Annotated in this window: 13 protein-coding genes; 4 read left to right on the plus strand and 9 right to left on the minus strand. The window is 55.6% G+C overall.

Translation table 11 applies throughout. The annotated features are described in order from the left end of the window. Nucleotides 1-13: 13 nt before the first annotated feature. Together MTX78_RS01195 and MTX78_RS01200 are read right to left on the minus strand one after the other, a co-directional pair. A complete protein-coding gene (locus MTX78_RS01195) occupies nucleotides 14-664 on the minus strand; it encodes a hypothetical protein (RefSeq protein WP_243799167.1) in 651 nt (216 codons plus the stop codon). Between the two features lie 74 nt (nucleotides 665-738). Further along, on the minus strand, nucleotides 739-1338 hold the full coding sequence (locus MTX78_RS01200; protein ID WP_243799169.1) for a DUF4136 domain-containing protein: 600 nt from the start codon (nucleotides 1336-1338) through the stop codon (nucleotides 739-741). Nucleotides 1339-1553: 215 nt separating this feature from the next. Between MTX78_RS01200 and MTX78_RS01205 the strand changes: the two genes are divergently transcribed. Continuing rightward, nucleotides 1554-1850 carry a hypothetical protein gene (locus MTX78_RS01205; RefSeq protein ID WP_243799170.1) on the plus strand — a complete coding sequence of 99 codons (297 nt, stop codon included), beginning with the start codon at nucleotides 1554-1556 and terminating at the stop codon, nucleotides 1848-1850. Nucleotides 1851-2007: 157 nt separating this feature from the next. On the opposite strand, the gene gcvP is transcribed toward MTX78_RS01205, so the two are convergent. Both gcvP and MTX78_RS01215 read right to left on the minus strand, forming a co-directional pair. After that, a complete protein-coding gene (gene gcvP / locus MTX78_RS01210; protein ID WP_243799172.1) occupies nucleotides 2008-4932 on the minus strand; it encodes an aminomethyl-transferring glycine dehydrogenase in 2925 nt (974 codons plus the stop codon). A gap of 396 nt (nucleotides 4933-5328) precedes the next feature. Then, the gene (locus tag MTX78_RS01215; RefSeq protein ID WP_317258923.1) at nucleotides 5329-7527 is read right to left on the minus strand and encodes a rhamnogalacturonan lyase family protein; all 2199 of its coding nucleotides are present in this window, start codon (nucleotides 7525-7527) and stop codon (nucleotides 5329-5331) included. Nucleotides 7528-7781: 254 nt separating this feature from the next. On the opposite strand from MTX78_RS01215, the gene MTX78_RS01220 reads away from it, so the two are divergent. Continuing rightward, nucleotides 7782-8996: an NAD(P)-dependent oxidoreductase gene (locus tag MTX78_RS01220; protein ID WP_317258924.1), complete on the plus strand. Its 1215-nt coding sequence runs from the start codon at nucleotides 7782-7784 to the stop codon at nucleotides 8994-8996. 98 nt (nucleotides 8997-9094) lie between these two features. On the opposite strand, the gene MTX78_RS01225 is transcribed toward MTX78_RS01220, so the two are convergent. The 4 genes from MTX78_RS01225 to MTX78_RS01240 all read right to left on the minus strand — a co-directional run bounded on the left by MTX78_RS01225 (nucleotide 9095) and on the right by MTX78_RS01240 (nucleotide 11935). Further along, nucleotides 9095-9685, minus strand: a complete 591-nt coding sequence (locus MTX78_RS01225) for a hypothetical protein (protein ID WP_243799174.1) — start codon at nucleotides 9683-9685, stop codon at nucleotides 9095-9097. Between the two features lie 358 nt (nucleotides 9686-10043). Further along, nucleotides 10044-10874 carry a DUF1206 domain-containing protein gene (locus MTX78_RS01230; RefSeq protein ID WP_243799176.1) on the minus strand — a complete coding sequence of 277 codons (831 nt, stop codon included), beginning with the start codon at nucleotides 10872-10874 and terminating at the stop codon, nucleotides 10044-10046. Between the two features lie 55 nt (nucleotides 10875-10929). Then, complete coding sequence (locus MTX78_RS01235) at nucleotides 10930-11526, minus strand: hypothetical protein (RefSeq protein ID WP_243799178.1); 597 nt, start codon at nucleotides 11524-11526, stop codon at nucleotides 10930-10932. A gap of 190 nt (nucleotides 11527-11716) precedes the next feature. Beyond that, nucleotides 11717-11935 carry a CsbD family protein gene (locus tag MTX78_RS01240; RefSeq protein WP_243799180.1) on the minus strand — a complete coding sequence of 73 codons (219 nt, stop codon included), beginning with the start codon at nucleotides 11933-11935 and terminating at the stop codon, nucleotides 11717-11719. 329 nt (nucleotides 11936-12264) lie between these two features. On the opposite strand from MTX78_RS01240, the gene MTX78_RS01245 reads away from it, so the two are divergent. Beyond that, nucleotides 12265-13824 (plus strand): hypothetical protein, encoded by a 1560-nt coding sequence (locus tag MTX78_RS01245; protein WP_243799182.1) that lies wholly within the window; start codon nucleotides 12265-12267, stop codon nucleotides 13822-13824. Between the two features lie 116 nt (nucleotides 13825-13940). Here MTX78_RS01245 and MTX78_RS01250 read toward each other — a convergent pair whose 3' ends face one another. Continuing rightward, nucleotides 13941-14249 (minus strand): hypothetical protein, encoded by a 309-nt coding sequence (locus MTX78_RS01250; RefSeq protein ID WP_243799184.1) that lies wholly within the window; start codon nucleotides 14247-14249, stop codon nucleotides 13941-13943. A 287-nt stretch (nucleotides 14250-14536) separates the two neighbouring features. On the opposite strand from MTX78_RS01250, the gene MTX78_RS01255 reads away from it, so the two are divergent. Continuing rightward, nucleotides 14537-14938 carry a hypothetical protein gene (locus tag MTX78_RS01255; RefSeq protein ID WP_243799185.1) on the plus strand — a complete coding sequence of 134 codons (402 nt, stop codon included), beginning with the start codon at nucleotides 14537-14539 and terminating at the stop codon, nucleotides 14936-14938. Nucleotides 14939-15033: the final 95 nt, after the last annotated feature.

The following is a 15033-nucleotide window of genomic DNA, read 5'->3' on the forward strand; positions in this document are numbered from 1 at the left end:
AAAAGACATACGCTCACAAACCTAAGCGTCTTAGATACGCGTCGTTGTTGACGTAAAGAATATATGCCTTCTGGCTGGCTGGGGCTAATTGTAAGTTCTGCTGAGCGGCGGCTAGCAGGCGGCGACTCTGCCGGCCCATACGGTGGCTCCAGAAGACCACTACTGTGTAATCAGCAAACGACTGCATGCCTTGCACTTGCTGACCATCTACGGTGCGTAAAAACGGCGCTAGCTGGGCAAAAGAAAGCAGGTTGTCGGTTGGCGTTTGCGAAACGGGCGGAAAGACTTCCAGTTGCCGGTCGCGGTTCCAGTCCAGATTAGGGAAGCCGTCTGCATACCGATTCACGTAGTAGGATATCAGTTGGCCGTTGCGGTTATAGTACAGCAACTGCAATGGCTGCGCGTGGTTCTTGGCTTCTTCTTGCTTTGCCAGGGGCTGGCGCTTCAAAAACTCGAAGTAGCTGGTGTCCAACACAAAGCTTTTGCCAGGAGCCACACCTACGCCATACGCTACGGCAAACTCACTGACCTGCGAGAAGCCCACTGCCTCTGGGCGACGCATGCCGTAAATACCTTCACTCACGGCTCCACACCCTACCAAGCTCTGGCTGCCAAGCAAAAGTAGCGCAAGACCAAACCAGCAGGAGTAGGAAGATGTAGCCATACAATAAGATACAAAAAAAGCCTCTTACACAAGAGGCTTTTTGTTGGCTAACGGTTGCTAGGGAATACTGCTGCCTAACGGCGGGCGTTGGCGTCGGTAGGAGGGTAGTTGCCCAAGATGCCGTTCACAATGCGGTGCACTTCTTCTTCGGAAATGCTTTGGTTGTCAACCTGCGCTTGGCCAGTGCCGCGCCAGGTTAGTTCTTTGCGCTTAGCGTCAACCAAGTCGATGATAACAGTACCCGCTTTATACTGGGTAACAGGCGAGTAAAGCCCGCGGTTGTAGAGGCCATAGCCGTAATAAGGATAGCCGAGGCCATTGTAGTAAGGAGAAACCTGCTGTTTGTCTTCCACTTTGGCGCTGTACGCTACAAACAAGTCGGCATCTTTCTCAACACGGGTCAAGCCTTTGGCAGCAAGCTCGCGCTCAACGGCCTTTTGCAGACGCTGATCAAGAAATGACTCGTAGCCCTTGGCCGGACCGCCTTCAGCGTCTACGGGCTGCTGCGGAAACCAAGACCAGGTCTTGTACGTGCGGAAGTTAACAGAATGGTCGAAGTCGGAAGTGACTCCAACACGAGAAGAAGTGGCGCAACTGGTAACACCCAGTAGCAGCGAAAAACCAACAGCTACAAAAGCAGCTGACCGGGCGAATAAGCGAGTGATAGAGCGCATGTGTGAAGTATAGTAAGAGGAGGAAACAACTACTGCTTGAAAACGGCTCGTAAAGGCTTCGTTTGGGCTTTTCGTTGCTTGTTACTTCAACGTTTTCCGGTGGGCCAATGTTCCCCGACAACCTATATAACACCATGAACTCATTCAAATTATTCCCAGGAAATTATCTTCTTATTTAAGAAACTAAGTACCTTCCCCGACCATAAATCTCAACAATGAATCGAACCCTACTCCTATTCTTCAGTTTACTAGGTTTGGCCGCCTGCACGGCCGCCAAAGAAAACACGAGCAGCACCAACACGAGCAAGACTCCGGTAGCCCATAATACCATCGTCGACTGTGTGCTCTACGATGGCATGACCAAGGAATCAACACAGCTGACCAGCGTTGGCTCTGGTGTTGAAGTACAGGTAACCGACACGGTAGACGTTTATTTCGTGAAGGCCCGTGTAACCAAAGACGGCAAGACCATGAACGGGTACATGTACCGCACCTGCTTCCCCCAACGCTAACACCCTACGCCTTTAGTTTGCGGATGTTAGGCAAAGGCGATACCCGCTGCCTACTCCTTCAACTGCCACACCATTTTCAGATATACAGAAAAGGCCCGCACGATACCGTGCGGGCCTTTTTGTGTTGCAAGTAATTACAACCGGTAGCTAAGGCCTTCTAGTATGAAGGGCCTTTGTCGGTTTCAACCAGCTTCTCTTCGGCGTCAGCATACTCTTCCACCGAAGTGCACGAGCAGATCAGGTTCCGGTCGCCGTACGCTGAGTCGATGCGGGAAACGCTAGGCCAGAACTTGGCGGCACGCACGTAGTCAGTAGGGTACACAGCCTGCTCCCGCGTGTAGGGACGGTGCCACTCCTGCGCCAACACGACGGCCGCCGTGTGCGGCGCGTGCTTGAGCAGATTGTCCTTGGCATCAGCGCGGCCCGCTTCTACGTCGGCAATTTCGTGGCGGATAGAAATCATGGCTTCAATGAAACGGTCCAGTTCTTCCTTGCTTTCCGACTCGGTGGGCTCAACCATCAGCGTGCCCGCCACTGGGAAGGAAACCGTAGGAGCGTGGAAACCATAGTCCATTAGGCGCTTGGCAATGTCTTCTACCTCGATGCCGGCCTTCTTGAACTGGCGGCAATCCAGAATCATTTCGTGGGCGCAGCGGCCATTGGCACCCGTATAGAGCACAGGGTAATGCTGCTCAAGGCGAGCCTTGATGTAGTTGGCATTCAGAATAGCAATGCGCGTAGCTTCCGTTAGGCCTTCACCACCCATCATGCTGATGTAGGCGTAGGAAATAGGCAGAATGCTAGCCGAGCCCCACGGAGCCGAGGACACGGCCCCGCCAGTGCGGCCATCCGCATCTACCACCACGTGGCCAGACAGGTAAGGAGCCAGATCAGCTACTACGCCGATAGGTCCTACGCCCGGTCCGCCGCCGCCGTGCGGGATGCAAAACGTTTTATGCAGGTTGAGGTGGCACACATCGGCGCCAATGGTGGCGGGGGAGGTAAGGCCCACTTGGGCGTTCATGTTGGCTCCGTCCATGTACACGCGGCCACCGTGCTGGTGGATGGTGGCGCAGATGTCGATAATGGTTTCCTCGTACACGCCGTGCGTGCTGGGGTACGTCACCATCAGGCAGCTTAGCTTCTCGGCGTGCTGGGCAGCTTTAGCCTTCAAATCTTCCACATCGATGTTGCCTTCTTCGGTGCTTTTCACCACCACTACCTGCATGCCTGCCATAACAGCTGAAGCAGGGTTGGTACCGTGGGCCGAAGCCGGAATCAGGGCAATGTTGCGGTGTTGGTCGCCGCGGGCATCGTGGTAGCCTTTGATGGCTAGCAGGCCGGCGTACTCGCCTTGAGCACCAGAGTTCGGCTGCAAGCTTACGGCCGCGAAGCCAGTCACCTCACATAGCCACTGCTCTAGGTCTTGGAAGATCTGGGTGTAGCCTTGTGCCTGCTCGCGAGGCGCGAACGGGTGCAAGCCCCCGATTTCCGGCCACGTCACCGGAATCATTTCGGCGGTGGCGTTCAGCTTCATGGTGCATGAACCCAGCGGAATCATGGAGTGAGCCAAGCTCAAGTCCTTGTTTTCCAGATGCTTCATGTAGCGCAACATCTCGTGCTCGGAGTGGTGCGTGTTGAAGATGGGGTGGGTCAGATATTGGCTGGTGCGCACCAGTGCCTCAGGCCAGTTCACGGAAATTTCGGCGGGCAGTGCCACCGACTTCACGTCCTTGCCCAGCACTTTGGCAAACACCGCTACGATGTCAGCTACGTCCTGAATTTCGGTGTTCTGGTGCAGCGAAATGCCTACGCGGGGCGTGCCGTGCTCTTCGAAGTAGCGGAAGTTGATGCCGGCTGCTTCTGCTTCCTGGCGAACAGCGGCTTGTAGCTCGGCACTTTCCAGCTTGATGTCGAGCGTGTCGAAGTAGAACTCGTTGCGCTGGTCGAGGCCGAGGGCTTTTACCTCCTGCTCCAGCACCTGCGTGAGGGCGTGCACATTGGTCGCGAATTGCTTGATGCGCTGCGGCCCATGGTACACAGCATACATGCCCGCCAGCACCGACAAGAGCACCTGCGCCGTGCAGATGTTGCTGGTTGCTTTTTCGCGGCGGATGTGCTGCTCGCGGGTTTGCAGAGCCATGCGGTAGGCCTTGTTGCCAGCGGCGTCAATGCTCTGCCCGATAATACGGCCCGGAATCACGCGCTTGAACTGGTCTTTGGTGGACAGGAAGCCTGCGTGCGGACCACCGTAGCCCATCGGTACGCCGAAGCGCTGGGAGTTGCCCACGCAGGCGTCGGCGCCCATCTCGCCAGGAGGCGTAAGGAGCGTGAGCGACAACAGGTCGGTAGCAACTGTTACAAACAAATTGCTGTCGTGCGCTTTAGAGATAAAGTCGGTATAGTCATACACGGCGCCATCAGCAGCCGGATATTGCAGAATAGCACCAAACAACGAATCATCCGTGAGGTCTACGGTGCGGTGGTCACCTACCACGAGCTCGATGCCCAGCGGTGTGGCGCGGGTGCGAAGTACGTCGATGGTTTGCGGCAGCACCTGCTCCGACACGAAGTAGCGCGTGGCGTTCTTCTTTTTGGTCAGTGAGTGGAACATGTGTAGGGTCTCGGCGGCGGCAGTGCCTTCGTCGAGCAAGCTGGCGTTGGCAATTTCGAGGCCCGTGAGGTCAATTATCATTGTCTGATAATTGATGAGGGCTTCGAGGCGGCCTTGCGCAATTTCGGCCTGATAGGGCGTGTACGCCGTGTACCAGCCCGGATTTTCCATGATGTTGCGCTGGATAACGCCCGGCAGTCGGGTGTCGTGGTAGCCCAGGCCGATATAGTTTTTGAAGAGGCGGTTCTTACTGGCAATGCCTTTGAACTTCGCCAAAAAAGCCCGCTCCGTGAGGGCAGCGGGCAAGTTCAGCGGCTGTTTCAGGCGGATGGCGGCCGGCACGGTCTCATCAATAAGCTGGTCGAGCGAATCGACACCGATGGCACGCAGCATGTCCGCTACGGCGACGGCATCGGGCCCGTTATGACGGTCGATGAATACGTCGGCGGCCTTGGGTTGGAGCAACATAAAAGAAAGAAGTCAGAGTGGCACAGATAAGTGGCAGTGAGGCCTCAACAAAGGTAACCTGAAAAAAGCTTCCTCAGATTGTCTGCTTGCTTAATCCGATATTCTCTTAAAAGTTTAGGGCAGCAACCCGAAAACTTGTTTCGCGCTGCTGCCCTATAGCTGGTTCGCTGGAAATGCTGGTCGAAGGCGCGGTTTTTCGGTGCGCAAAATCAGGTTAAAGCCTGAGCCGAAGCATCTCTGGTTTCTTCTGGGATGCGGAGCGTAGCGCGCAAATCCTGTGGGTTCCGTTCCGTGACGAGCAGCGCGAGTTCCTGCGCGCAGGCCCAGTGCCGGCTACTCACGCTGCTCGTCGCGAAACAGGTTTCCGCGCTGCACAGTAGGCTGATTATGTAGAAGCTACTCTTTCAGCACCTTGACGGTGGTTTGCTCGCCATCGGCAGTGCGGACGCGTACCAGGTACAGGCCAGGGTTGAGGTGGAGGCCTCCGCTGAAGTCGTTGCGCCGCTCCCCTTGCTCTACTACTTGGCCCGCCATATTGTAGATCTGGTATGAGAAGGTGCCAACCGTTTGGATGGTGATGGCACTGCTGGTTGGGTTCGGGTATACGTTCACTACCAACTGGTTCGGCCGGATAGCGCGGGTGCCTAGCACGTTCAGGCTATCAGCCAACACAATGTTGGGCACTGGTGGTGGGGCCATGCCGGTACCCAGGTAATAGCTGGTATGAGGCGGCTGATTGTAAGCCGAATTCTCGTGGGCCACTGCCAACCGGTACTGCGAATCGTGCATGAGCGTGTAAATCCGCTCGGTGGTAGGCGCCGAGGTGGAGTAGAGAATCAAGCTCTCGTTGTCGCGCGACCGAAGTAGGATTTCCTCGCGCCAGTCGCCGAGAATATCGGCCGTTATGCAGGGGTTGGCTTTGGTGGTGTTATTGGTTTGCGCATCACCATCGGCCACGGTGCTTGGGGTGAGTAGGCGGGTAAGGCTGTTGGTGGCCGGAACCCACTTTTCCAGCCGAACCGTAGCCACGTTGGTAGTGGAGTTGTACCCGGCATCCAGCAATTCACGTGACAGGTCGCCATCCCACCACACGGCAAAGTTGATGGTGGGCTTCGAGGTGCTTATCTGTGTGCCAGTACAGGTATAGAGCCCCCCAGTGGAGCCCCACATTTCGTAGCCTCGGTGGTTGGGGTCAACGTCGGCGGCTAAACCCCGGCCGATGTCGCCGGTGCCGGGCACGCCCCACAGGGGCTGGCCGGTGAGAGCGTCGCGGCATTCCAGTCCGTAGATGCCGTAGGCAGTCCGGTCTTCATGCGGCTGCCACACTTCTTGGCCTGGCCGGTCGGGGTTCATGTCGCTCATGTGCAGGGCGTCGCCGTGGCCGAGGCCGTTGGCGTAGAGCCCGGTGCCATTGTCGCGGATGGCGCTGGAGCCGTTCACCACTTCGTCGCGGCCATTGCCGTCCACGTCGCCCACGGTGAGCTGGTGGTTGCCTTGGCCGGCGTAAGCACTGTTGCCTGCTTCGTCGCTGTCGAAAGTCCAGCGGCGGGTAAGCTGACCGTTACGCCAGTCCCAGGCCACACGCACCAAGCGGGTGTAGTAGCCGCGCCCCATCACGAGGCTAGGCCGCACTCCGTCCAAATACGCCACCGTAGATACAAAACGGTCGACGCGGTTGCCGTAGTTGTCGCCCCAGGAAGTTACGGCACCGCGGGCCGGCAAATAAGCTGTAGTAGCCATGGCAGCACCTGTGCGGCCGTTGAAAACCGTCAGGAACTCAGGGCCCGTGAGAATGTAGCCGGTAGCGTTACGGTAGTCGGCGTTGGCGTCGCCAATGACGGTGCCTCTACCATCTATGGTGCCATCGGCCGTTTTGCAGGCTACTTCGGCTTTGCCGTCGCTATCCAGGTCGTATACCATCAGCTGCGTGTAGTGCGCGCCTGCCCGAATGTTTTTGCCTAAGTCGATGCGCCACAGCCGGGCGCCCGTCAGCCGGTACGCATCAATGTACACGTTGCCGGTGTAGCCAGCCTGCGAGTTGTCTTTGGCATTGGAAGGGTCCCACTTCACAATGATTTCGTACTGCCCGTCGCCGTCCACGTCGCCTACGCTGCAGTCATTGGGGCTGTAAGTGTAGGCTTCGCCGCTGGGGGTGGTGCCGCCGGCGGGCCGTTGGAGCGGAATGTTCAGGCGGGACTGCGCCCACACGGTAGCGCTTTCGGAGGCGGGTTGCTCCACTCCGTTCAGCACTGGCCGCACGGTATAGGGTTCGTTGGTTGGCGTCTCGTCCACGAGGTTGGTAGCCCCCGTGATGGGCGTGCTATTAATGCGGGTAGCACCCCGGTATACGTTGAAGCCAAGCCCGCTCGGGTCGGTGCCAAATAGGCGCCAGCCTACATACACCGAGCTAGCGGTGGCCCGGATGGCCACTACGCCCCGGTTGAGTTTTTCCATGCGGCGTTGCGCTTCCGCTGCCGAGGCGCTTGTCAGGAATACTAGCAAGAGCAGCAAGCGGCTGGCTGTTAGCACACTGTGCCGCAGCTTCGGGCCACGCAATGCAGCAGTACCTAGCCGTACGTAAAGGGTTTGAGTCATAGAGCTGAACAGAAAAGAGTGGACGGGAATTGTGGCACTCAAATACGTCCACGGCAGCGCCGTATCCATCCTGTGCTCTACTGTCTAATGCGCTATGTCATAATCATGTACGCTGCGGCAGATGTATGGAAAATATCCGGTGACAAATGGCCAGCAGATCCTGCCCAAGCCAGCGGAGTGAGGAGCTAGGTTAACGAAAACCAATAGATTTGAAGCGGATTCCCACCCCCTCCCACGCCAGCGCTATGCCTTCTATGACCATCGGCCTTCTTTGCGAAGGCAAAGTCCCACCCGACAAACGAGTACCGCTCACTCCCAAGAAATGTGTGGAAGCCGAAGCCCAGTATCCCGGCCTTCGCATCGTGGTGCAGGAAAGCCCACACCGCTGCTTTTCCGATCAGGAATACCGTGACCTAGGATTGGAAGTGCGAGCCGATGTTTCGGATTGCGACATTCTGATGGGCGTAAAAGAAGTGCCAGTAAAGCAGCTGATTCCCAACAAAACCTACCTGTTTTTCTCGCACACGGTAAAGAAGCAGCCCGCCAACCGCGAATTGCTCCGCGCGGTGCTTCGCCACCATATCACCCTCGTCGACTACGAACTGATGACCAACCGCGACGGGGGGGAGCGGATAGTAGCCTTTGGGCGTTGGGCAGGTATTGTGGGCGCTTACAACGGCTTGCTCACCTATGGGCGCAAACACAACCTGTACACGCTAAAGCCTGCCTACCAATGCGTGGATATGGAAGACATGCAGGAAGAGTTTTTCAAGGTGAAGCGCCTGCCGCCCATCAAAATGGTGGTAACCGGCTCCGGTCGGGTGGCGCAGGGCGCCTTGGAAGTGCTGGACCGAATGGGGTTGAAGCGCGTCAGCGTGTATGATTATCTGTATCAGGATTTCAAGGAGCCCGTGTACACCCAGCTGCGCAGCTCCGACTATAACCGGCGGCGCGACGGTCGGGTGTGGGACACCCCCGACTTTCACCGCAACCCAGAGCAGTATGAGTCCACGTTCGGCATTTTCCTGCCCGTGACGGATCTGCTAATTGCCTGCGCCTACTGGCATCCGGCTGCGCCCCGCCTGTTCACAGAGGAAGACACCAAGCGTGCAGATTTCCGCATCAACACCATTGCCGACGTTACCTGTGACGTGGACGGCTCCGTGCCCACCACCAAGCGCAGCACCACCATTGCAGAGCCAGCCTTCGACTACAACTGCCAGACGGGTACACTAGCGCCAGCTTACTCTGGCGCCTCCAATATCACGGTTATGGCCGTAGACAATCTGCCTTGCGAGTTGCCCCGCAATGCCAGCCGCGACTTCGGGCGCCAACTCATTGACAATGTGCTGCCGCATTTGCTGGGCGAACCAGGCCAAGATGAGGTGGTAGAGCGAGCCACCATTGCCCGCAACGGCCAGCTCCTGCCGCGTTACCACTACCTAGCGGATTATGTGGCGGACAAATAAGTATAGGCCGCTGGCTGGTAACGGGAAAGTAGTGCGTGGAAGTGACAAGGCTCTTTGTAACTCCTAGTTCGCGTGACGCGCATCAACGCTACTAATGTTTAGTGCAAGCCGTAGGTAAAAAGAGCAGCTAACACTACCACAGACCACGTTGCTGCGCCGGCACCTACGCCGGCTGCCGCACTGCCTATTTTCTTGTTTTGCGCCTGTTTGCGGTATCCCGCCACATAATAAGGGTTTTGCAGCAACTGCGCTTCCGGCACCACGAGTTTGCGGACCGGGGGCTTGGTCGCGGCTATGGCCGCACCCGTTATTGGGCCACCATAGCCCGTCAAGAAGGTAGCAGCATAGGTGCCCCAGAAAGCGCCGGACGCTTTGTAGTAGGCGCGGGCATGGAGACGTCCTTTGCTGTAAGCTTCCTCTTTGGACATCGGTGCTGTGGTAGGACTAACTTCGGGCTGATGTAGTACTTCCTTGGTGCCATTGGCGTAGCGCACCATAAACACATCGGTGCGGCATACGGTAATAAGTGGGCCATCAGGATTGTCGGTGCGCTTGTAGCGTACTTCGGAAGAGGTTATTTCCATCACCTTCACGTTCAACTCTTCCCCATTGCTTTTGGTAAGCACATCCTGCGCCCGTGCCGACAAGCTTAGCAACAGTAAAATGATAACAGTAGAAAAGCGAAGCATAAGAAATTGGGGTTGAGAGAAGTGAGGTAGGAAAGATGCACGTCCGTAACTCATGCCGACAACCACATTTCTCTATGTTTTGACTTTTAAAAGTTCCTGGTATTGCACATAATAAATTGATAATTAGAAAGATAAATAATATTTGCCAGGCTTTGTGCTTAGCTATTCGAGTACTCCTATTACTATCTATTGACCGAAGTAGGCGATATCCGGTTACTGTTTATTAGCTCTGAACTCACCTCCAGCACCAAGGTCTTGTGTCGAACTACTCACCTGGGTATGTTTTAAAAGTTGAGAGGCCCAAAACAACATTGTTTTGGGCCTCTCAACTTTTAGAACAGTACTACTGCAAGAGCAGCTACACGCCGTTCAACACCGGATATCGGGCTTGGACCAGCATGTAAAGGCCATAAGCCATCAAGCCCAGTGCCACCACACCCAGTACCGAGGGGCCCATTGTGGCCAGCAAATCAAATGCTTCGTCGGTAGTTCCAGCCGCTGATGCACGCGACTGTTGACCGGCTTGCACGAAGAAGTAACCGATAATAGCCATGACCACGCCACGTGCCGTGTAACCTACCTGGCCCGTACGATACACAACATTTTGCTGGTTAGCTGGCAGATTGCTGGAGTTCACATGCTTATGAAATTTGCCGGAATACGCTCTGATAATCTGGTAGATACCGCTACCGATGATAATCAGTCCCACGGCCATGATAATCCAGTCGCCACCGGGCCAGCTTAATACTTTCGCGGTTAATGTCTGTTGGCTGTTGCCGCCTTCGGAGGCAGAGCCGTTCATTGCCAATTGCGCCGCGTACCACGCCAAGCTAGCGTACAGTAGCCCGCTGCCGGCGTAGCCCAGCCGGCGCCCAATACCCTTGGCGCCAGAGCCTTTATTTTCAGTGTCGCGGATGGCTTGCACGAAGCGCCACACAATGTAGCCCAGCAAACCAAACGCAATAATACCTAGCAGTACGGGCCCACCAGGCAGGTCCTGGAGCGTTTGGACTGCCTGTTTTTTGTCGGCAGTCTGGCCGCCGCGCTGGCCGGTAGCAGCCAGCAGTGCTAGTACACCTACCAACAGGTATACCACTCCTTTGGCTGCGAAGCCAAAGCGCGCCAGTGCCCTGATGCCCGCAGAAGGGGAAGCAGAGACAGCAGATGAAATTGAGTTAGCTACGGACATAAGGCATCACTTAAGGGAGAGAATGCCTGTGGTACGCAAAAAGTACCTGTTTAGGTTAAATGGCAGGCGAGCGGGGAGGGGTATACCGTCCGGTACTGCGTCCTAGCGCCCCCATTGGGCAATATAATCGGGCGCCGCGTTGGATCAGTGGCTGATTAACAGGTAGATCCAACGTGAAAACGGGCTTGCCTTTCGCCAGCGGGTGGTTGAGCAGCCGGTCAATGTTGCCCTCGGCGGTCATGTAGGGGACAAAAAACTGGTCGGCCATGTCTGCCACCAGCATGTTGCGGATTTCCGCGGTTTCGGCCGTGATGCTGCGCACTGTACTCTCAAAAGGCGACACGAACAGCAAGTTGCCAGCCTCTATTTCTTTGCCGTATTCGAACCGCAGATTAGGCTGAATACCACGCCCTAAGGCATATAGTATGGGCTGACCTGTGCCCTGAAGCAGATAGCGGAACACCGCTTGCTCTAGCTTGGAATGGAACCCCGATACCACGCAGTTGTGCGCATAGCGTTGCTCTAAAGCCCACAAGTACGTGGGTCGTTCAATGGATTCCGGGTATTGGCGCGAGCAGAAGAAAGCGGTTTTCGGCTGTCGCAACAAAGCCGGATTACCCAGGGTGCGTAGTTCCTCTGGATTAATCCTCATATGGTTGTGAAAGAGGCCGTATTTGTTGCAAATATAAAGGCATTGACTATAGTAATACTTGGTATATGAAAATTGTTTCCAAGAAAAAGAATAAAAATATTCCTTAGTCAGCTGCCACCTGTAAAAGCAATTGCCTCACACTAGAAAGTGTAAGGCAATTGTCTTTCAAAAGAAGAACCACTGCAGGTACTTAAAAAGTGCGTTTGAACCACGCTTTTATGTCATCAATGGTTTCACCGGTTTTGTGCTGCAACGAGCCGAACCACTCGTCTTGCTTGCCTTCTTCGTAGGCAAGATCATCGTCGGTGAGGTTGCCCCACTTCTGCTTGGCTTCGCCTTTGATTTCGTTCCAGTTACCGCGCGTGCGCAGTTCGGTGCTGTCGTCGATGCCGTTGTTATTAGCGTCCATGATCGTAGGTGTTAAGGTGGGAGATAACAGGCTATACGGTTAAGCTTCACGCTCAGCCAACAAAGAGGAAAGTTTTTCAGGTGAGCAGCCATTTTTGCGCCCAAAAAGGCGGCAGTATAATGTTCTACTACATCTTTGCTGGCATTCCTTACTAGCTCCACTTGCTGTAGCGGTGGGTAGCCATGAGGATTGTACCCTTCGAATGCGCTAAGTCAGCTTGCATATTGAAAACAAGCTGTTTTCTTTAGGAGTGTGACACTCACCCCTGCTTTTTACTTGTTGGGAATGAGGTTTCTACACGATGTATATCTTATCCGACTAAGCCCATTATGGACGACCTGCGAACTACGCTGGCTACTTTCTCGCCCGAGGACCGCAAGGATTTCGCTCAGTTTATTCAACGGCAAAAGCGCAAGCAAAAAGGGCGCATGGACTTGCGCCTCTATGAGCTGCTGCTGCACCCCAAGGAATACACCACGCCTCAGCTGCTGACCCGTCTGTACGCCGACCAGCCAAACGCCACGGCCTACTATGCATTGCGCAAACGCCTACTGCGCCATCTTACCGACTTTCTCTTGCTACGCCAGCGCCAGCACGATCCTACGGCGGCGTCATCGGTGCGCGGGTTGCTTACGCTGGCGCAATACCTTTTTGAAGCCGGCGTACCGCGGCTAGCGTGGTCCACGTTGCGCAAAGCCGAAAAGCTGGCCCGGCTCAACGAGCAGTACGAGCTGCTTAACACCGTGTACAACCTCCAAATTGCGCAGGCCGCCAGCGAGTTTGCCGACCCACTAGAAGACATTATTCGGCAGCGCCACCTCAACAAGAAGGCCGCCGACGAGGAGGAGCGCGCCGGTATTGCTGACAGTCTGATTCGGCAGCGGCTGCGCCAAGCGCGTGTGAAAGGCCGTGCAGGAGAAGCCTTCGATGGTATTCTGCAAGAGGTACTCCGCGAGTACGACTTGCAGGAGGCTTTTGCACGGCGGCCAGCAGTGCTCTACCGGTTGATGTCTATTGCTCGCAATGCCATGCTTGTGCGCCGAGATTTTGCTTCCTTCACCCCGTTTGTGCTGCGCTGCTACCATCTCATGGAAAAGCGGCACGGGTTCCAGCCAGCGCACCGCTACTATCAGATCGGGCTGCTTTACATGATTGCCCACGCCTTGTACCGGGTGCGGCGCTTCGAGGAGGCAGTACGGTACCTGGAGCTCATGCGAAAGGCGTTGGCGGAGGAAGGAGGCCAAAGCTGCCGCGCGGAGTGGCTCCCTCGCTACACGTTTCTGCTGGCCGCCAACTACGCTTTTCTGCGTCGTAATGCCGAAAGCATCCGGCTGCTGGAACAGATTTTGAGCCCTACGACCACGCTAGCACCCCGCGACGAGCTAACGGCGCGCTTAGGGCTGGCTTTCCACTATTTTGCCGAAGGCCAGTTCGCTAAAACCAACCGCACCCTCATCGGGATAGGCCGCTCCGACCATTGGTGCGAGCAAGAAATGGGGTTGGAGTGGCTGATCAACAAAAACATCGGGGAAATGCTGGCGCAATTCGAAATGGGCAACGCTGACTTAGCTCTCAACCGGTTACGCGCTATCGAACGGTTGTTGCGGGAACGGAGTGGTGTTGATGATGGGGGACCCTACGCGTACGTGCTCAGCTATTTGGCCCTGGTTCGGGAGATTATAGATAATCCGCAGGCCTTGCAGCACCCTGGCTTTGCCAAGCGTGTAGAGCAAATGCCGCAGTCTTTGCCGCTGCAGCGCGAAGATTTGCAGGCTCTTAGCTTCTACGCTTGGCTACAGGCCCGCATGGTGCAGCGCCCGTATTATGAAGTGCTGTTAGAGCTAGCAGATGCTCCCACCGAAACGGAAGCAAAGAAACAAAGCGTGTAGCCGAGAGAGCACAAAAAAGAGGGCCGCCCACAGCCGGAGTACTAGGCATGGTAGATACACTCGTACACCACCGCCTAGTACTCCGGCCGCGCGCGGCCCGCGTAGTTCACTAGGAACTAGTCTTTGATTTCGGCTTTGGCTTCAGCAGCAGCTTCTTCGGTTTCAGCAGCCGTTTTCTCGGCAGCGTTTTCGATTTTGTCGCCTGCTTTCTCGGCAGCAGCTTCCGTGTTTGCAGCAGCTTTGTCTACTGCATTTTCGGTGGCAGCGGCAGCATTTTCAGCTTCCACTTCCACGGCGTCGCCAGTGTTTTCAGCGGCAGCTTCGGTGTTTTCGGCAGCAGCATTTGCGTTTTCTTTGCCGGCTTCAGTGCACGAAGCAACAGAGAAAGAAACAGCAACAGCAACGAACAAAGATTTCAAGGACATTTTCATGGATAGAGAACGTTAAGAGTAAGAGTTGAAGCAAACCTGCTCTTTATGTTGCTTCCCAGAAAAAGTAACCCAACAGTACCAATAATTATTAGCTGAAATCGGTAACTGCGCCATTGCGCCAGTATGCTTACAGACAAGCAGCTAGCCCAGATACTATACTGTAGGGTAGCAGACCGGTTCTGGCAGCAGCGCGCCTAGCAGATGTTGGGGCGCACTCAACTTTTCCGGCCGCGAGCAAGTATAGCATAGCTGATTCTCCCGCTCACCGACTTCATATTCCCATGGATTCCACTGCTTCCACTCCCCAGACGCCTGCTACGCCCAATGTACCGCTTGGCGTAACTGACCAGCAGAATAGTGCCCTGCTCGAAGACACTCTTACCTTGCTCAATGCGGGGGTACCCGACCAGCGCGACCAGCACGGGTTGGCTGAAATCGAGCGGTGGGAAGCTGTTCTACAATCCTCTGAGCGCCCTGGGTTGGCCAAAATCATTCAGGAGCTAGCCACGCTGCGCGAGCAACTCACTGCTTCCGACACCCAAACGCATGACTTAGCCGAAACCATTGCTACCCTAGGCGCCGAAACCGCCAAGGTAGCCGATGAGTCAACGGGCGATTATGCCGGGCCACTCGGTCATTTAAGCAAAGTGCTCATCAAAATGGGCTCTTCTCTTTCTCGCTAGGCCAAGCCATAGCACAGAAAAAAGCCCTGGTCACTTTATGTGGCCAGGGCTTTTTCGTTTGTGGTTGAGGCAAGCAACTAACCTGCTTCTAGGGT

This window comes from Hymenobacter tibetensis (assembly GCF_022827545.1).
GTDB classification, from domain to species: Bacteria; Bacteroidota; Bacteroidia; order Cytophagales; family Hymenobacteraceae; genus Hymenobacter; species Hymenobacter tibetensis.